The organism is Nocardioides litoris (assembly GCF_006346315.1).
GTDB classification, from domain to species: Bacteria; Actinomycetota; Actinomycetes; order Propionibacteriales; family Nocardioidaceae; genus Nocardioides; species Nocardioides litoris.
The window spans coordinates 294,073-311,397 of the sequence record NZ_VDMR01000003.1 but is presented as its reverse complement, the minus strand read 5'-3'; the positions used below and the strand labels follow the sequence as shown (position 1 = coordinate 311,397).

General features: G+C 75.0%; 17 protein-coding genes. 9 read left to right on the top strand and 8 right to left on the bottom strand.

Going from position 1 to position 17,325, the window contains the following annotated elements:
* Positions 1–69 precede the first annotated feature (69 nt).
* Positions 70–717, top strand: a complete 648-nt coding sequence (locus FJQ57_RS13640) for a response regulator (protein WP_139981357.1) — start codon at positions 70–72, stop codon at positions 715–717.
* On the opposite strand, the gene FJQ57_RS22985 is transcribed toward FJQ57_RS13640, so the two are convergent.
* Positions 684–1,145 carry a hypothetical protein gene (locus FJQ57_RS22985; RefSeq protein WP_211348921.1) on the bottom strand — a complete coding sequence of 154 codons (462 nt, stop codon included), beginning with the start codon at positions 1,143–1,145 and terminating at the stop codon, positions 684–686. The two genes, FJQ57_RS13640 and FJQ57_RS22985, sit on opposite strands and share 34 nt — an antisense overlap.
* A 204-nt stretch (positions 1,146–1,349) precedes the next feature.
* Here FJQ57_RS22985 and FJQ57_RS13625 point away from each other — a divergent pair, with 204 nt between their 5' ends.
* Positions 1,350–2,240: a hypothetical protein gene (locus FJQ57_RS13625; RefSeq protein ID WP_139981144.1), complete on the top strand. Its 891-nt coding sequence runs from the start codon at positions 1,350–1,352 to the stop codon at positions 2,238–2,240.
* Here FJQ57_RS13625 and FJQ57_RS13620 read toward each other — a convergent pair.
* The gene (locus tag FJQ57_RS13620; RefSeq protein ID WP_139981142.1) at positions 2,237–2,857 is read right to left on the bottom strand and encodes an acetate and sugar kinases/Hsc70/actin family protein; all 621 of its coding nucleotides are present in this window, start codon (positions 2,855–2,857) and stop codon (positions 2,237–2,239) included. The two genes, FJQ57_RS13625 and FJQ57_RS13620, sit on opposite strands and share 4 nt — an antisense overlap.
* Positions 2,854–3,672, bottom strand: coding sequence for a DUF1028 domain-containing protein (locus FJQ57_RS13615; RefSeq protein WP_139981140.1), 819 nt, complete (start codon positions 3,670–3,672; stop codon positions 2,854–2,856). The genes FJQ57_RS13620 and FJQ57_RS13615 overlap by 4 nt, the downstream gene beginning before the upstream one ends.
* Positions 3,673–3,716: 44 nt before the next feature.
* On the opposite strand from FJQ57_RS13615, the gene FJQ57_RS13610 reads away from it, so the two are divergent.
* Positions 3,717–4,373, top strand: a complete 657-nt coding sequence (locus FJQ57_RS13610) for a hypothetical protein (protein ID WP_139981138.1) — start codon at positions 3,717–3,719, stop codon at positions 4,371–4,373.
* Between the two features lie 91 nt (positions 4,374–4,464).
* Entirely contained in the window at positions 4,465–5,493 is a 1,029-nt protein-coding gene (locus FJQ57_RS13605; RefSeq protein ID WP_139981136.1) for a 6-phosphofructokinase, read from the top strand.
* A gap of 210 nt (positions 5,494–5,703) precedes the next feature.
* Here the strand turns inward: FJQ57_RS13605 and FJQ57_RS13600 are convergent, their stop codons facing one another.
* Together FJQ57_RS13600 and FJQ57_RS13595 are read right to left on the bottom strand one after the other, a co-directional pair.
* Positions 5,704–7,194 (bottom strand): MFS transporter, encoded by a 1,491-nt coding sequence (locus FJQ57_RS13600; RefSeq protein WP_139981134.1) that lies wholly within the window; start codon positions 7,192–7,194, stop codon positions 5,704–5,706.
* Positions 7,191–7,748, bottom strand: coding sequence for a TetR/AcrR family transcriptional regulator (locus FJQ57_RS13595; RefSeq protein ID WP_139981132.1), 558 nt, complete (start codon positions 7,746–7,748; stop codon positions 7,191–7,193). Before FJQ57_RS13595 ends, FJQ57_RS13600 begins: the two co-directional genes overlap by 4 nt.
* A gap of 170 nt (positions 7,749–7,918) precedes the next feature.
* Between FJQ57_RS13595 and FJQ57_RS13590 the strand changes: the two genes are divergently transcribed.
* The 4 genes from FJQ57_RS13590 (at position 7,919) to FJQ57_RS13575 (ending at position 13,121) form a co-directional block, all read left to right on the top strand.
* The gene (locus FJQ57_RS13590) at positions 7,919–9,385 is read left to right on the top strand and encodes an APC family permease (RefSeq protein ID WP_139981130.1); all 1,467 of its coding nucleotides are present in this window, start codon (positions 7,919–7,921) and stop codon (positions 9,383–9,385) included.
* 70 nt (positions 9,386–9,455) lie between these two features.
* A complete protein-coding gene (locus tag FJQ57_RS13585) occupies positions 9,456–10,823 on the top strand; it encodes a class II 3-deoxy-7-phosphoheptulonate synthase (RefSeq protein ID WP_139981129.1) in 1,368 nt (455 codons plus the stop codon).
* Between the two features lie 109 nt (positions 10,824–10,932).
* Positions 10,933–11,940 (top strand): threonine aldolase family protein, encoded by a 1,008-nt coding sequence (locus FJQ57_RS13580; RefSeq protein WP_139981127.1) that lies wholly within the window; start codon positions 10,933–10,935, stop codon positions 11,938–11,940.
* A gap of 74 nt (positions 11,941–12,014) precedes the next feature.
* Positions 12,015–13,121: a hypothetical protein gene (locus FJQ57_RS13575; protein WP_139981125.1), complete on the top strand. Its 1,107-nt coding sequence runs from the start codon at positions 12,015–12,017 to the stop codon at positions 13,119–13,121.
* Between the two features lie 13 nt (positions 13,122–13,134).
* Here the strand turns inward: FJQ57_RS13575 and FJQ57_RS13570 are convergent, their stop codons facing one another.
* Positions 13,135–13,722 (bottom strand): RNA polymerase sigma factor, encoded by a 588-nt coding sequence (locus FJQ57_RS13570; RefSeq protein WP_139981123.1) that lies wholly within the window; start codon positions 13,720–13,722, stop codon positions 13,135–13,137.
* Between the two features lie 50 nt (positions 13,723–13,772).
* Between FJQ57_RS13570 and FJQ57_RS13565 the strand changes: the two genes are divergently transcribed.
* Positions 13,773–14,852, top strand: coding sequence for a serine/threonine-protein kinase (locus FJQ57_RS13565; RefSeq protein WP_170219434.1), 1,080 nt, complete (start codon positions 13,773–13,775; stop codon positions 14,850–14,852).
* Between the two features lie 7 nt (positions 14,853–14,859).
* Here the strand turns inward: FJQ57_RS13565 and FJQ57_RS13560 are convergent, their stop codons facing one another.
* Together FJQ57_RS13560 and aroF are read right to left on the bottom strand one after the other, a co-directional pair.
* Entirely contained in the window at positions 14,860–15,984 is a 1,125-nt protein-coding gene (locus FJQ57_RS13560; RefSeq protein ID WP_139981119.1) for an NADase-type glycan-binding domain-containing protein, read from the bottom strand.
* Positions 15,985–16,062: 78 nt separating this feature from the next.
* Positions 16,063–17,100 carry a 3-deoxy-7-phosphoheptulonate synthase gene (aroF, locus tag FJQ57_RS13555; protein ID WP_246081802.1) on the bottom strand — a complete coding sequence of 346 codons (1,038 nt, stop codon included), beginning with the start codon at positions 17,098–17,100 and terminating at the stop codon, positions 16,063–16,065.
* Positions 17,101–17,325 lie beyond the last annotated feature (225 nt).

Genomic DNA, 17,325 nt, shown 5'->3' with positions numbered 1-17,325 from the left:
GGGCGACGAGCCATGCCCTAGGGTCACGGCGTGAGCGAGGCCGGTGAGCAGGAGACCCCGATCCGGGTGATGGTCGTCGACGACCACCCGATGTGGCGCGACGCCGTCGAGCGCGACCTCCAGGCCGCCGGCCTCGACGTGGTGGCCGTGGCCGCCGACGGCCACCAGGCGCTGGCCCGCTTCCCGGCCGCCCGGCCGCAGGTGGTGGTGCTCGACCTGCAGATCCCCGGCCCCAACGGCGTCGAGGTCACCCAGCAGGTCCTGCGCACCGACCCCGGCGCCCGGGTGCTGATCCTGTCCGCCTCGGGCGAGCAGGACGACGTGCTCGAGGCCGTCAAGGCCGGCGCCACCGGCTACCTCGTCAAGTCCGCCTCCCGCGCCGAGCTGCTCGACGCCGTACGCCGGGTCGCGCGCGGCGACTCCGTCTTCACCCCGGGCCTGGCGGGCCTGGTGCTGGGCGAGTTCCGCCGCCTGTCCGACCCGGCGACCGCGGGACCGGCGACCGGGGACGACGACCACCCCGAGCTCACCGAGCGCGAGACCGAGGTGCTCAAGATGGTCGCCAAGGGGATGTCCTACAAGCAGATCGCCGAGCGGCTCGTGCTCTCCCACCGCACGGTGCAGAACCACGTGCAGAACACCCTGCGCAAGCTGCAGATGCACAACCGGGTCGAGCTGACCCGCTACGCCATCGAGCGCGGCCTCGACGAGGACTGACCGTCGTCGCGCCCCGGCGGGCCGGGGTCGCGGCTCGACGGCGGCCGCCGACAGGGCAGGGCCGGCCCGCTCGACGCGCCGAACCGCTGGTGCGCCGCCTGCCGGGAGATCCCGAGGGCGTGGCCGACGACCAGCCACGAGTCGCCCGCCCGGAAGGCGGCGCGGACCGCCTCGCGCAGCTCCTCCTCGGCCCGCTCGACCTCGACCGCCGCCGCGACGATCCGGTGGTGGTGCTGGGTGCTGCGTGCGACCAGCGCGGTCGGCGGCAGCTGGTCGAGGCCTCGAGGTGGTCGGCGTGGGGGCGCACCTCGAGGGTGGCCCGGAGCGCGGCTGGTGCCAGCGGCCGACTCCGTCGTCCCCAGGGCCGCCGTCGCCAGGGCCGCCGTCGCCAGGGCCGTCGTCGCCAGGGCCGTCGTCGCCAGGGCCACCGTCGCCGGCTGCGCTCGGGCGCCGTCAACCGGACCTCGACGGCACCCGAGCGCGCGCCGACGGTGCTCGCTCGGCCCGGCGCTCCCGGACGAGCAGGCGCCCGGCCGCGCTCGGCGGGCCGTCCCCGAGGTCCTGGTGGCGCCCGATCACCTGCGGGGACGCCCGGGTGCTCGGCAGGCTACGGTCGTCGCCGTGGGTGGCCGATGAGCGACGAGCCGAGCCTGCTCGAGGTCGCCGACGAGCTCTACGCCCTCCCGCTCGCCGACTTCACGCCCGCCCGCGACGCCCGGGCCAAGCAGCTCAAGGGCACCGACCTGGCCCAGCCGGTCAAGGCGCTGCGCAAGCCGTCGCTGGCGGCGTGGGTGGTCAACCTGTTCGTCCGCCGCGACGCCGGCCAGGTCGAGCAGGTGCTGCAGGTGGGAGCCGCGCTGCGGGACGCCCAGGCCGGGATGTCGGGCGCCGAGCTGCGTGAGCTGACCAAGCAGCGCCGCCAGCTCACCGCCGCCATCACCACGCAGGCCCGGGCCCTGGCCCGGGAGGAGGGTGTGCGGGTCACCGACCCGGTCGCCGAGCAGGTCGAGGCGACCCTGACCGCGGCCATGGTCTCGGAGCGCTGCGGCCAGGCCGTCCGCAGCGGGCTGCTCGTCGCTGCGCTCGTGACGACGGGGGTCGACGAGGTCGACGTCGCGGCGGCGGTCGCGGTACCCGACGCGCTGGGGTTCACCGCCACCCCGCGCGAGGCGGAGGTGCCGGGTCCGCCCGACCTCACCGTCGTGCCCGACCCGGACGCCGGAGAGAAGGCCCGGGCCGCGGCCCAGGAGGCCCTGGACGCGGCGACCGAGCAGGCGGAGGAGGCGCGCGCCGCCCTCGACGAGGCCGGGGCCGAGGTCGAGGAGTTCCGCGCCCGGCAGCTGCAGATCGAGGCCGAGATCGACGAGCTCAAGCGGCGGATCGCCACGCTCGAGGACTCCTACGACGACGTCGACGACGAGCTCGGCGACGCCGAGTCGGTGCGCGAGGAGGCGCAGCAGACCTACGACGAGGCCGCCCGGGAGCGGGACGCGGCCGCCGCGGCGCTGGAGCGACTCTCCTAGCTGGTCGGGGCCAGCCGGACGACGGGCAGGGCGAGCCCGTCGAAGGTGCCGGGGTCGGTGGTCACCCCCGTCAGCTCCGGCCCCGCGGCGAGGTCGGGCAGCGCGTCAAGCGGCACGCCGGGCGGCGGGGCCCAGGCGCCCGTCGCCGGGTCGAGCAGCCCGGTCGCACCGGCGCCGGCCGGGTCGAGCAGGTGCTCCAGCCCGCGGGTGGCGCGGGCCAGCACATAGGAGACGACCGGCCCGACGGCGTACCGGCCCTGCTCCACGAGGGCCCAGGTGTGCGGCTCGTGCTCGGCCAGCCAGGCCAGCCGGGGTCCGAGGTCGGCCGAGCCGGTGCGCCGGTCGTCGGCGGTGATGACCGGGCGCGGGCTGCCGAGGGTCTCCTCGTCCCACAGGGCGCAGGTGGCCGGGTCGCCGCTGAGCGCCACCCGGGTCGGGACGACGCCGGCGGCGACGACCTCGCGGACCGTGGCCAGCACGGCCTGCCACACGTCCTCGGCCCGGATCTCTGCCCAGCCGGGGTGGGGCGCGGCCGGGACGAGCGTCCGGGCGGCCCGGGCGTCGCCCAGGCTCGCGGTGACCTCGGTCGGACCGGCGTCGACGGCGAGCAGGGTCACGCCCCGGTGCCCCGCACGATGGCGAGGACGCGCTCGTCGATCCAGGCCAGGCCGTCGTCGACCCGCATCTCGTAGTTCTCGCAGCCGACCCAGGTGGTGAAGTCGGGCTGGCCCTGCGCCCGCGCGAAGTCCTCCAGCTCGGTGCGCAGCGCGTCGTCGACCGGCAACTTCTCCTCCTCGGTCGAGGCGACGAGGTAGAGGTGGTTGAGCTCGAGGAGCCGGGCCAGCTCGGGCACGGGCGCGGCGTGGTCGTCGACGCGGAGGTCGACCTCGACGTCGTCGCCGGCGTCGTAGCCGGCCTCGTCGCGCACGACCAGGATCGCCGCCGACTGCCGGCCGCGCTTGTCGCCGCCGGCCTCGTCACCGGCCGCCAGCGCGTCGAGCAGCCGCCGGCCGAACGGCGTCCCGGGGCTGCCCTCCCAGGCCAGGCGCATCGCGTCGACGACCTCGGGTCCGGCCAGGCAGTTGCCCTGCACGGCGTACCCCTCGCCGACGTGGCCGCCCGCCCAGTCGATGCAGGCGCGACCGGTGTGCGAGGCCGCCCCGCCGTCGCTGTCGACGATGCCGACCTGGCGGTGGTCGCGGCCCTCGTCCTCCTCGAGCAGCCGCTGGAGGGCGACCTCGGCCGTGGCGCCCTCGTCGAGGTGGGACAGCGCGATGCCCTTGTAGGCGACGTTGGCGTGGGCCTGGGTCGCGAGCGCGCCGACCTGGGCCACGGCGGCGGGGACCACCGAGCCGACCGCCAGGAACTTCGAGGCGACGGCGACGCCCCAGGCCTCGCCGTCCTCCGACCGGGCCACGATGCTGAAGGTCATGGCGCGACGGTAGCCGGGCGCGGCGGGTGGGCATGCTGGCCCCCGTGCTCAACGACATCGCGACCCCGACCCGGCTGCTCGTCGGCGTGATGGGCCTGACGGTCGGTGCCCTGCTGGGCGGACCGGTGGCCGGTGCGAGCCCGCTGGCCATCGGCGTGTCGGTCGTCGTCGCGGCGGCGGTGCAGGTGGTGCTGATGACCGGCGTCGTGGTGTGGCTGCAGCGGGCCGACCGGCGGTTCCTGGCCGAGGTCGAGCGGGGGACCGGCGAGATCGCCCGCGGCGCGGTCGTGCCGCAGCCCGCCATCGGCCGAGTGGTGCGGCAGAAGACGGTCCGGGTCGCCTCGTGGGGGCCCGGGCGGGGGACCCTGCCGCCGCCCACCGGCGCCACCGTCCTCACGGCCGTGGGTGACGGTCCCGCCCGACGGGTCTGCGCCCTGGTGCCGAGCGACCTCGGCCTGCACCACCGCGGCGTGCCGGCCCTGCTCCTGCTGCACCCGGACCGACCGGAGGTGGCGGTCCTCGACGACCGGGCGACGTACGACGGGCTGGTGCGGGTGGACGCCGACCCGCGCTGGCGCACCGAGAGGTTGCCCACCGACCGGACCGTGGTCGGCGGGTACGTCGGGCTCCTGCTGGCCCTGCTCGTCGCGGGTGCGGCCGGGGTCGGGGTGTCGGCGCTGGCCACCGCGGTCCTGGCCTGAGCGGTCGGCGGCTGACCGGCCGGTCGATCCGTGGTTGAGTGTCCCCGACCTTGGATCGATCCAACGACCCACACGGCTGACAGGAGAGGCGATGCGCGTCGGAGTGCTGACCGGAGGCGGCGACTGCCCGGGGCTGAACGCGGTGATCCGCGCGGTGGTCCGCAAGGGGGTGCAGGAGCACGGCTTCGAGTTCGTCGGCTACCGCGACGGCTGGAAGGGCCCGCTGGAGGGGCTGACGATGCCCCTCGGCGTCGAGCAGTGCCGCGGCATCCTGCCCCGTGGCGGCACCATCCTCGGCTCCTCGCGCACCAACCCCTTCGGCATCGAGGGCGGTGTCGAGCAGATCAAGGACAACCTGGCCTCCGCCGGGGTCGATGCCCTCGTCGCGATCGGCGGGGAGGACACCCTCGGGGTCGCGACGCGCCTCGCCGAGCTCGACGTCCAGGTCGTCGGGGTGCCCAAGACGATCGACAACGACCTGTCGGGCACCGACTTCACCTTCGGGTTCGACACGGCGGTCAACATCGCCACCGAGGCCATCGACCGGCTGCACACCACCGCCGAGTCCCACCACCGGGTGCTCGTCGTCGAGGTGATGGGTCGCCACGCCGGGTGGATCGCGCTGCACTCCGGCCTCGCCGGCGGCGCCTCGGCCGTGCTCATCCCCGAGCAGCCCTTCGACATCGAGCGCGTCTGCGCGTTCGTCGAGACCCGCTTCGAGACGCAGTACGCCCCGATCATCGTGGTCTCCGAGGGCGCCGTGCCGATCGAGGGCGGGGAGATGACCCTGGTCTCGGGCGAGAAGGACGCCTTCGGCCACGTCCGGCTGGGCGGCATCGGCGACCGCCTCGCGGCCGAGATCGAGCAGCGCACCGGCAAGGAGGCGCGCGCCGTCGTCCTCGGCCACGTGCAGCGCGGCGGCACCCCCACCGCCTTCGACCGCTGGCTGGCCACCCGCTTCGGCCTCCAGGCCATCGACGCCGTCGCCGAGGGCGACTTCGGCACGATGATGGCCCTGCGCGGCACCCGCATCGAGCGCGTCCCGCTCAGCGAGGGCACCGCCGAGCTCAAGCTCGTCAGCCCCGAGGAGTACGCCGAGGCCATGGTCTTCTTCGGCTGAGCCCGTCGCGCGGAGCGCGACACGTCCGGCGGCGGCGGCGGACGGCGCCCGGAGCCGGCGGTCGTGCGGGGCCGCGTCCGGGTGCGTGGTGGCGACGGCTGGAATGCAGCAGGTCGAGCTTGTGCAGTCGTCCGTCGTCGCCGCGCGCCCAGCGGCCCCGCACGGCCCAGCCGAGCTCCGGGCCCGCCGCCGTCCGCGGGACTGATGGGATCAGTGGTCCAGGTCCGCGAGGTCGAGGTCGCGCGGGATCCAGCGCCAGACGACGACCGCCGCGACCGCGGCGAGCACCGCGCCCACCAGACCGACGGCGGCGAAGGCCTCGGTGAAGGCGTCGGTCGCGGCGGAGGCGACCGGGGTGCCGAGCGCGCCGGCGACCGACTCGGCGGCATCACCGGGCGTCGAGCCCGGGAGCCCGGCGCGGTAGACGACGCCCGCGATGCTGCCGAGCACCGCGACGCCGAGCACGCCGCCGACCTCGTAGGACATCTCCTCCAGCGCCGCGGCCGAGCCGGCCTGGTGCGAGGGGGCGCGGCCCATGATCAGGGCCGACCCGACGCCGAGGGCGGCGGTGCCGAGACCGACGACGAGGAAGGCGACCGCGAGACCGGCGTACGGCATCGGGTGGGGGAGCAGGGCGACGGTCGCGAGGCCGGCCGCGGTGGCGACGAGGCCGGCGACGAGCACCGTGCGCACTCCGATGCGGGCGGCGACGGCGGGGGCGAAGGGCGAGCCGACCAGGCCGCCGACCGCCAGCGGGAGCAGCGCGACGCCGGTGTGCAGCGGCCCCCAGCCCTGCACCAGCTGCAGCCACTGCGAGGCCACGAAGAGCAGGGCCATCATCACGGTGCTGCTGGCCAGGGCGGTGAGGACGCCGGCGCGGAAGACCCGGTCGCCGAAGAGCCGGACGGCGAGCATCGGGTCGTCCCGGCGCAGGCAGCGGCGCACGAAGGCGGCGACCAGGGCCGCGCCGAGCACGAGCAGGGCCAGCGAGAGGGGCTCGGGGCCGTGCTTGCCGAGCTGCTTGACGGCGTACACGACGCCGACCATGCCGGCCACGGACAGGACCACGCCGGCGGCGTCGATGCGGCCGGGGCGGTCGGAGCGGCTCTCGGGCAGCAGCCGGAGGCCGGCGACCACGGCGACGACCATGAGCGGCACGTTGACCAGGAAGGCCGCGTGCCAGCTGAAGACCTCGAGCAGCGCACCGCCGACGATCGGGCCGAGGGCGGCGCCGACCGAGGCCATCGCGGCCCAGATGCCCAGGGCGAGTGCCCGCTCGCGGGGGTCGGGGAAGAGCACGCGGATGAGCGACAGCGTCGCCGGCATGATCATCGCGCCGCCGACGCCGAGCAGCACCCGGACGCCGATGACCTCCAGCGGGGAGTCGGCGACCAGGGCGAGCAGCGAGGCGACCCCGAAGACGGTGAAGCCGGTCAGGAGCACCCGGCGGCGACCGACCCGGTCGGCCAGCGCCGCCAGCGGGACGAGGAGGCCGGCGAGCACCAGGGCGTAGGCGTCGACGATCCACAGCTGCTCGACGGCGGTCGGCCGCAGGTCGGCGGTCAGGTCGGGCAGGGCGACGTTGAGGATCGTCATGTCCATGACGACCACGAGCAGGCTGGCCGCGAGCACGGCCAGCCCGGCCCACGCCGCGCGCGGTGCGCGGGTGTCGGGGCGGCGGGGCTGGGCGACGGCGGTCATGCGGAGGTTCCCTTCAAGAACGTGGTGAGGACGAGGTCGTCGAGGTCGCGGCGGGGGACGTCGCCCTCGCGCACCGCGTCGCGAGCGGCGACGAGGAGGCCGTAGACGGCGTGGCCGAGCCAGCGGGCCGGCAGGTCGTCGCGCAGCACGCCGACCTCCTGGGCGGCGGCCAGCAGCGCGACCTCGCGCTCGGCCAGCCGGTCGGACCGGGCGAGCAGGTCGGGGGCGGAGGTGAGGACGGCGTCGGTGAGCGCGAACCCGAAGTCGTCGGAGTCGGCGAGGTAGCGACCCATCAGCTCGCGCAGGCACGCCTCGATGCGCTCGGGGTCGCGCGAGGTCGCGACCTCGTCGACGCCGACGGCGTCCATGCTCTCCTCCCACCGGTCGTGGGAGCGCGCCCCGAGCTCGTGGAGGAGGTCGTCGCGGGAGCTGAAGTGCCGGTGCAGGGTCGCGCGGCCCACGCCTGCGGCCGCGGCCAGCACGGCCATCGAGGCGCGCGGGTCGACGTTGAGGTGGCGCTGTGCTGCGGCCAGGATCTCCTCGCGCGTGGCCATGGCAGTCGTCTCCTCGTCGTGCGGCGGTGGGGTGAGACATGAATGTCTCACATGAGACATTCATGTCTCAAGTCGATGACGGGGTGGCGCCCGCGGCGCGTGGGGGCAGACATCCGGGGCCCGCGGGTGTTGGGTGGGACCACCGTTCCCGACCCGGAGGTGCCTCGGACATGGCGACGCACGACAGCGCGGCCGACGACCGGCTCGCGAGCGAGGACGGCGGGGAGCCGGCCCTCAAGCGGGTCATGGGACCCAAGCTGCTCCTGCTGTTCATCATCGGCGACATCATCGGTGCCGGCATCTTCGCCATCACCGGCGACGTCGCCGCCCAGGTCGGCGGCGTGGCCTGGCTGCCGTTCCTGGTCGCCTTCGCCGTGGCGGCGCTGACCGCGCTGTCCTACCTCGAGCTGGTCAGCAAGCACGCCCAGGCCGCGGGCGCGGCGTTGTTCGCGCACAAGGCGTTCGGCCTGCACTTCGTGACGTTCATCGTCGCCTTCGCGGTGGTGTGCTCCGGCATCACCAGCGCGTCGACGTCCTCCGGACTGGTCGCGGAGAACCTGCTCATCGGGATCCAGGAGTTCTTCTCCGGGATGCCGACCGGCGACACCGCCACGCTGGTCACCGCACTGGTGTTCATCGGGGTCCTGGCCCTGGTCAACCTGCGCGGCGTCGGCGAGAGCGTGAAGTTCAACGTCGTCCTGACCCTGGTGGTCATCGCCGCCCTCGTCGTCATCATCGGCATCGGCGCCTGGGCCGCGGTCAGCGGTGACGGCGACCCCGGTCGGGTCGTGGTCTTCGAGTCGAGCACCGACCGGTCGCTCTTCGCGGCCGTCACCATCGGGACGACCATCGCCTTCTTCGCCATGGTCGGCTTCGAGGACTCCATCAACATGGTCGAGGAGGTCCGCGAGCCCGACCGCATCTTCCCCAAGGTCATGCTGGCCGGCCTCGGCTTCTGCGCGCTGCTCTACGTGCTCGTGGCGATCTCCGTCGTCATCGTCATCCCGCCCGGGGACGTGCTCGACCCGGTCAATCCCGACGCCGGCATCCTGCTCGACGTGGTGCGCGTCGGGGCCCCGGGCGTCCCCATCGACGACATCTTCCCGTTCCTCACGGTCTTCGCCGTCGCCAACACCGCCCTGATCAACATGCTGATGGCCAGCCGCCTCCTCTACGGCCTCGCCCGCCAGGACGTCCTGCCCCGTCCGCTGGCCCGCGTCCTCCCGGGTCGCCGGTCGCCGTGGGTCGCGATCCTCTTCACCACCCTGATGGCGTTCGGGCTCATCTCCTACGTGCGCAGCGACCCCGAGAGCGACGTCGTCAGCTCCCTGGCCGGCACCACGGGCCTGCTCCTGCTCGGCGTCTTCACCGTCGTCCACGTCTCCTGCCTGGTCCTGCGGCGCCGGGGCGAGGCCGGGTCGTTCAGCGCCCCTTCCTGGACGCCGTGGGTCGGGGCCGTCGCCTGCGCCTACCTCGCCGGGCCCTGGGCGCGCGAGCGCGAGGACTGGATCCAGTACCGCATCGCCGGAGCACTGCTCGCGATCGGTGTCGTCCTGTGGGCCGTGACCTGGTTGGTCAACCGCGGGACCCGCGGGGCCAAGACCGGGTTCCGCGACATCGAGCACCTGGAGGAGTGAGGTCGAGGCGCGGCGCCCACCGCAGGAGCCGCGGTACGGCGACCCCTCGGCCGGGCCGTAACCTTGCGGGGTGGCCCAGCCCGACCTCCCGACCCTCGCCGAGCTGCACGCACGCGGCGCGGCCCAGCAGCCGTCGTACCCCGACCGCGGCGCCGTCGACGACGTCGTCGCCCGGCTGCGCACCTCCCGCCCCCTGGTGCTGCCGCACGAGTGCGACCAGCTGACCGACAAGCTGGCCGAGGTGGCGCGCGGCGAGGCCTTCCTGCTCCAGGGCGGCGACTGCGCCGAGACGTTCGCCGGGGTCACCGCCGACAACACCCGCAACAAGCTCCGCGTCCTGCTGCAGATGGCCGTGGTGCTGACCTACGCCGCCTCCGTGCCGGTGGTCAAGCTCGGCCGCCTGGCCGGCCAGTACGCGAAGCCGCGTTCCTCCGACCTCGAGACCCGTGTCGTCGACGGCGAGAAGACCACCCTGCCGGCCTACCGCGGCGACGCCGTCAACGGCTACGACTTCACGCCCGAGTCCCGCGTGCCCGACCCGGCCCGCCTGCTGGAGGTGCACCGCACCTCGGCGGCCACGCTGAGCATGATCCGCGCGTTCATCGCCGGCGGGTACGCCGACCTGCGCAAGGTCCACCACTGGAACACCGACTTCGTCGCCGACTCCGTGGCCGGCCAGCGCTACGAGGCGATGGCCTTCGAGATCGACCGCGCGATGTCGTTCATGCAGGCCATCGGCGCCGACCCCGACGAGTTCCACCAGGTCGACTTCCACATCAGCCACGAGGCGCTGGTGCTGGAGTACGAGCACGCGATGACCCGCGTCGACGCCGGGGTCGACGAGCGGGCGGCGTACGACCTCTCGGGGCACTTCGTCTGGATCGGCGAGCGCACCCGCCAGCTCGACGGCGCCCACGTCGAGCTGCTGAGCCGGGTGCGCAACCCGCTCGGCGTCAAGCTCGGCCCGACCACCTCCGCCGACGACGCCATCGCGCTCGCCTCGCGCCTCAACCCCGACAACACCCCGGGCCGGCTGACCTTCATCACCCGCTTCGGGGCCGGGAGGATCCGCGACGGCCTGCCCGAGGTCGTCGACAAGGTCACCGCCGCGGGCCTGCAGGTCGCCTGGGTCTGCGACCCCATGCACGGCAACACCTTCGAGGCCTCCTCGGGCTACAAGACCCGGCGCTTCGAGGACGTCATCGAGGAGGTCCAGGGCTTCTTCGACGTCCACCGGCAGCTCGGCACCTGGCCCGGCGGCGTCCACGTCGAGCTGACCGGCGACGACGTCACCGAGTGCGTCGGCGGCGGCGAGGAGCTCCTCGAGGCCGACCTCGGCGACCGCTACGAGTCGGTCTGCGACCCCCGCCTCAACCGAGTCCAGTCCCTCGAGCTCGCCTTCCTGGTCGCGGAGATGCTCCGGGCCCGCTCGACCTGACCGTCGGACCCTGCGGTTGAGTGGTCCCGAGGCAGCCGTCGCCCGACCCACGGTGGTCGAGGAGGGACGGAGTCCCGTCTCGAGACCACACCACCGGAGGACACGACCTGTGATCGACCTGCGCAGCGACACGCTGACCACCCCGACCGAGGCGATGCGGCAGGCCATGGCCCGCGCCGAGGTCGGCGACGACGTGTACGCCGAGGACCCGACCGTCCTGGCGCTGCAGGACCGGGTGGCGGAGACCTTCGGCCACGAGGCCGCGCTGTTCATGCCGACCGGGTCGATGAGCAACGTGCTGGCCGTGCGCTCGCTCGTGCAGCTCGGCCAGGAGGTGCTGTGCGAGAGCTCGGCCCACATCGCCCGTGCCGAGCTGGGGGCCCACGGCGCCTACAGCGGGGTCACCATGCGCACCTGGACCCACCCGCGGGGCCACGTCGACCTCGACGCGGTGCGTGCCCTGCACGCCCCCGACATGGGCCCGTTCTTCGTGCGCACCGCGGCGGTCTCGGTGGAGAACACCCACAACTTCGCCGGCGGCACCGTCCTCCCGCTCGACCTGCTGCGCGACCTGCGTGAATGGGCCACCGGCGTCGGGGTCGGCATCCACCTCGACGGCGCCCGCCTGTGGAACGCCCACGTCGCGACCGGCACCCCCCTCGCGGAGTACGGCGCCACGGCCGACGTCTTGTCGGTCTGCCTGTCCAAGGGCCTGGGCGCCCCGGTCGGCTCGGTCCTGGTCGGCGACGCCGACACCGTGGCCGAGGCGCGGGTGTGGCGCAAGCGGATGGGCGGCGGGATGCGGCAGGTCGGCATCCTGGCCGCCGCCGGCCTGCACGCCCTCGACCACCACGTGGAGCGGCTGGCCGACGACCACGCCCACGCCCGGCTGCTGGCCGAGGCGTGCGGGGTGGACCCGGCGGCGGTGGAGACCAACATCGTCGTCGTGGAGCGTCCCGACGCGGCGAGGTTCGTCGAGGCGGCGGCCGAGGCGGGGGTGCGGGTCGCGACCGTGGGGCCCAGGACGGTCCGCCTGGTCACCCACCTCGGGGTCGACCGGGACGCGGCCGAGCGGGCCGCGGCGGCCCTGGCGCGGATCGGCGCCCCGGCGGCATAACCTTTCCGGCGGCTCGAGCATCGGACCAGCCAGAACCCGCTTCCCAGCGTCCGAACCAGTCCGAAGGACCCGCCATGAACCGCACCCTCACCGCCTTCCTCGCCGCGGCCGCCGTCGTCGGCGCCACCGGCGGCACGGTGGCCGCCACGACGCTCGCCGACGGCCGCGACGACGACCGCACCACGCCCGCCGCCGCCTCGACACCGGCCGCCGCCTCGGACGGGTCCTCCACCGGCGCCTCCACCGGCACCTCCAGCGAGCCCGGTGACGTGCTCTGGGTGAGCCAGCGCGTGCTGCACGACGGCGAGGTCGAGGTGCCCATCCAGCTCCTCGACCAGCCGGCCTCCGTCGAGCGTGCCGAGGGCGGTTGGGTGGTGACGACCGAGAGCAGCCCCCAGGAGCCGGCGTACGAGGTCTACTACGTGACCCCCGACGGGAGCACGCTGTTCGTGGCCGACACCTTGCTCTTCGGCGACGTCAGCCCCGACGGCACCCGCTACGTCGCCCAGAAGGCCGACGGCGCCGGGTACGGCGTCTGGGAGCTGGCCACCCAGTCGCTCGTCGGCAGCGTGGCCGAGGCCCGCGACCCGGCGCTCTACCCCACCGGCGGGGCCGAGTTCCTCGACGGGGGCAGGGTGCTGACCACGTGGGGCGACGACTCGGGCCGGGTCGAGCTGCTCGCGGGCCGGCCGGGCGGCACGGCGACGGATCTCGTCTCCGACGAGGTCGCCGGCCTGTGGGCCGTGTCTCCCGACGGTCGCTGGATCGCCGGCAACGCCGCCGGCACCGTCGACGACGACGGTGTGCCCGTGCCCTGCGCCGTCATCGTGCCCGTCGACCGGTCGGCCCCGGGAGTCGAGGCGTGCGACAGCAGGTTCGTCGACCGGGCGTCCTGGTCGCCCGACAGCCGCACCGTGCTCGCCGCGCCGGTGGAGAGCGACGGGTTCGGCGTCGGGGCCTACGACGCGCTGCGGCCCGATGGGTCGACCCAGGCCACGTTCCAGTTGCCGGAGGCCACGCTGGGCGGCGTCTTCCTCGACGACGGCACCGTGGTCGCCCTGGGCGCCGAGAACTACGACGGCGACGGCACGGTGGTCAGCACCTGCACGCCGAGCGACTGCGAGCAGGTCGCCACGGCCGGCGACGCGGCCGCGACCGCGGCGCTCGGGCGGACCACCTGAGGCCCGCGGCGTCTCAGTCCACCACGCTCAGCAGCGGCCGCACGGCCTTCCGGGCGTGGTGGATGCGCGCCTTGACCGTGCCGAGCGGCAGGTCGAGCACGCGGGCGATCTCGGCGTAGTCGAGCTGCTGCACGTCGCGCAGCACCAGGGGCTCGACGTACTCCGGGTGGTCGGTGCCGACGACCTCGAGCGCCTCGAGCAGGTCGAGCCGGCTGCCCGCGATCACGCTGGTGGTGCGCGGGTCGGCCCGGACCGGCAGGTCGTCGGTCGCCCGCTCGGCCGAACGCCGCTTGAGCGACCGGTAGGTCGAGCGGGCGCTGTTGGAGGCGACGGTGTGCACCCACGTGGTGAACCGGCTGCGGCCGGCGAACTGGTCGATCTTGGTCGCCACGAGCAGCAGCGCGTCCTGCGCCGCCTCCTCGGCGTCCTGGGGGTGCAGCAGCATCCGCCCGCAGATGCGCTGCACGCGCGGCGCGACCACGGCGAGCACGTGCTCGAGGGCCTCGCGGTCACCGGCGGCGGCCGCTAGCGCGAGGGCGTCGAGCGCGTCGGCCCCCTCGGGGGTGTCGGCGGGCTCGGCGGTCGCGGCGGGCTCGGTCAACGGGTCTCCAGGAGGACGGGGGAGCGATGGGCTCTGGCACGATAACGGCCGTGTCCCTCCCCGAACGGCTCGGTCGGCTCCGGCGCGTCCGGCGGCTCGGGTCGGGCGGGTTCGCCACCGTGTGGCTCTACCGCGACGATGAGCTGCGCAGCGACGTCGCGGTCAAGGCGCTGGCCGACAACTGGGCGCAGCGCCACGACGTCCGCGAGCGGTTCCTGGAGGAGGCGCGCATCCTGCGGGCCGCCGACTCCGACCACGTCGTCCGCGTCCACGACATCGGCGAGACCGACGGCACCCCCTGGTTCGTCATGACGTACGCCGACCGCGGCTCCCTCGACACCGGCCTGACCGGGGTGCCGTGGGCCCCGGCGTACGTCGTCCCGGTGGTCGAGCAGGCCGCGGCGGGGCTCGCGGTGCTGCACGCCCGGGGCGTCGTGCACCGCGACGTGAAGCCGCAGAACCTGCTGCTGCGCGGTGACGGCCACGCCGACCCCACCGACCGCCCGGGTCCCGACGTGCTCGCGGCCAGCCGCCTCATGGTCGCCGACCTGGGCGTGGCCAAGGCGATGGTCCACGCCAGCGGCCTGACGCAGGTGGTCGGCACCCCCGCCTACATGGCGCCCGAGCAGGTCACCGGGATCGGCCTCGACACCCGCGCCGACGTGCACGCGCTGGGCGCGGTCGCCTACCACCTGCTCACCGGCCGGGTGCTGCGCGACGGCGGGTTCGCCGAGCTGGTCGAGGCCCGGCCGCCCGTGCCGCCGTCGGCGCTCGCGCCGCTCCCGGCCGCCGTCGACGACGTGCTGCTGCGCGCGGTCCACCCGCGCCCGGAGGAGCGGTGGCCCGACGTCGGCGGCCTGGCCTCGGCGCTGGCCGACGCGCTCGCCCCGCCGGCCGCCCCGCCGGGCCCGCCCGGTCAGCCGGTGCCGGCCGTCGTGCGCACGGCACCCCGGCCTGTCGAGACGCGCGACGTCGTCGGCGCCGACGGCGCTGACGGCGCTGACGGCGCTGACGGCACCGATGGCGCGGAGGCGTCCGTCCGCGGGCCGTGGCTGGCGGTCGTGCTGACCCTGCTCGTGCTGGCCGGGTCGTTCGCGGCCGCGTTCGGCGTGGTCTCGCTGGTGCGCTGAGCCGGGCTCAGGTGGCGCGGCCGAAGAGCACGACCTCGCTGATCGCGGTGTAGTCGCGGCCCTGGCGCCCACCACCGGGCCGGGTGACCGAGACGATGCGCAGCTGCAGGCTGGTGGTCGTCGCGGCGTCGTCGACCGGCACCGACTGCACCTCGCGCGAGTCGCCGAGGCGCTGGTCGACCGTGGTGCCGTCGTCGAGCACCCACTGCACGGCGGTGATGCGCCGGTTGGCGGTGTAGCCGTCGTACCCGGGGTCGGTCTTGGTGTAGCCGTTGATCAGCCCGACCGAGGTGACCTGCACCGGCTCGCCGAAGGTGAACGTGATGACGCCGCCGGTCAGGTCGCCCGGCGCCCGCCAGGCGGTGTCGTTGCGCTCGTCGAGCATGTTGGTCGCGTCGTAGCGCACGGGCGAGCCGTCGACGGCCTGGCCCGGGGGCGCGGTCACCGGGGCTACGGCCTCGGTGCCGGACGCGAGGGAGACCGGCGGCCCCTTCGGGGTGGGCTCGGTCGGCTCGGTGGGCCCGGTCGGCGTGGGCTCCGGGCTGGTCGGCTCCGACGTCGGCTCGCTGCTCGCCCCGCCGCTGTCGGTTGGCGAGGCGCTCTCGCTGGTGCCGGGGTCGGCCGCGGTCTCGTCGTCGTCGCCCCCGCCGAGGAGGAGGAAGGCCCCGAGGCCCACCATCACCAGCAGCACCGCCGCCACCGCCAACCAGGGCAGCAGCGTCCGGTTGCGCCGGGGCTCCGCCACCGGCGCGGCGGCGTACGACGGGGCCCCGACGCCGGGCACCAGGGTCGGCACGTCGAGCCCGGCGTCGGGCGACGAGCCGGAGCCCGCGTCCGAGCCGGGGACCAGGGTGGGCTCGTCGGCGTACAGCGGGTAGCGCGGGCCGCCCGGGGCGCCGTACGCCGGCGGCGGCTCGGCGGGGGGGAGGACCGGCGGCGGGACGGTCGGGCCGGTGGCCGCCCCGTCCCGCACCGCCGGCCGCTCCGCCGTGCCGGTGCGCCAGTCGTCACCGCCGGCCGTGGCCTCGGGGCTCGCGTCGGGCGGGGCGACGGCCTCGCCGCGCGGGTGGCCGCAGTTGACGCAGAACCGGCCGATGCCGAGGACGTGGCCGCAGCGCGCGCACTGGTCCATGGGTGCTCGGTCCTCCTGGCTCGGGTCGGGGGACACCCTAACCAGGCGGCCTCGGGCGTCGTGCGTGGATCGGCCGGGTCAGCCCCGCTGGGCCCGCTCGGCCGATCCGACCCGGCCCACCAGCTCGGGCAGGCGGCGCACGGCCTGGGCCAGCTCGCGCAGGTCCTGTCCGAGCAGCGCCTGCGGACCGTCGCACAGCGCGGTCTCCGGCTCGGGGTGCACGTCGACGATGATGCCGTCGGCTCCGACGGCGATCGCGGCCCGCGAGAGCGGCACGACGAGGTCCTTGCGACCGGCGGCGTGCGAGGGGTCGATGATCACCGGCAGGTGGCTCGTGGCCTGCACGACCGGCACCGCGGAGATGTCGAGGGTGTTGCGGGTCGCGGGCTCGAAGGTGCGGATGCCGCGCTCGCAGAGCACCACGTCGAGGTTGCCGCGCTGGGCGATGTACTCGGCCGCCATCAGCCACTCCTCGATCGTGGCCGTCATGCCGCGCTTGAGCAGCACCGGCTTGCCGGACTCTCCGACGGCCTGCAGCAGGCCGAAGTTGGCCATGTTGCGGGTGCCGACCTGCAGCATGTCGGCGTGCTCGGCGACCACGTCGACGTCGCGGGCGTCGACGATCTCGGTGACGACCGGCATGCCCGTCGCCTCCCGCACGTCGGCCAGGATCTCCAGGCCGCGCACGCCCAGGCCCTGGAAGGCGTACGGCGACGTGCGCGGCTTGTAGGCCCCGCCGCGCAGGATCGTGGCCCCGGCCGACTGGGCCATCCGGGCCGACTCCAGCGTCTGCTCGGGCGACTCGACCGCGCACGGGCCGGCCATGAAGGTGAAGGTGTCGGGGCCGATCGGCACGCGCCGGCCCTCGCGCCCGACCCACACGGTCGAGCGGTCGGGGTGGTGCTGGCGGCTGACGAGCTTGTAGGGGTCGGAGATCCGGTGCACGTCGGCGACGCCGCGCAGCGTGCGCAGGTTGAGGTGGTGGAAGGACTCGATGTCCCCGACCAGCCCGATGATGGTGCGGACGACGCCCTTGCTGACGAAGGCCTCACCGCCGACCGACTCGACCCGCTCGACGACGTGCGCGACGTCCTCGTCGGTGGCGTCCGGCGACATGACGACGACCATGGTGTTCCTCTGTCCTGTGGTGTGGGTGGTGCTCCGGCGTCCGGCCCGGACATGACAAACGCCCCGGGCCATCGGCCGGGGCGTTGACGGGCGGGCGCGCTCCTAGGAGCTCGCCGGCGCTGGTGCTCCGGCTGGGCGTCCAAAGAGATAGGTGCGGGCCACGGGAGCACTGTACGCCGACCGGCCCGGTCGGCCCGCACCGCTCCAGTCCGT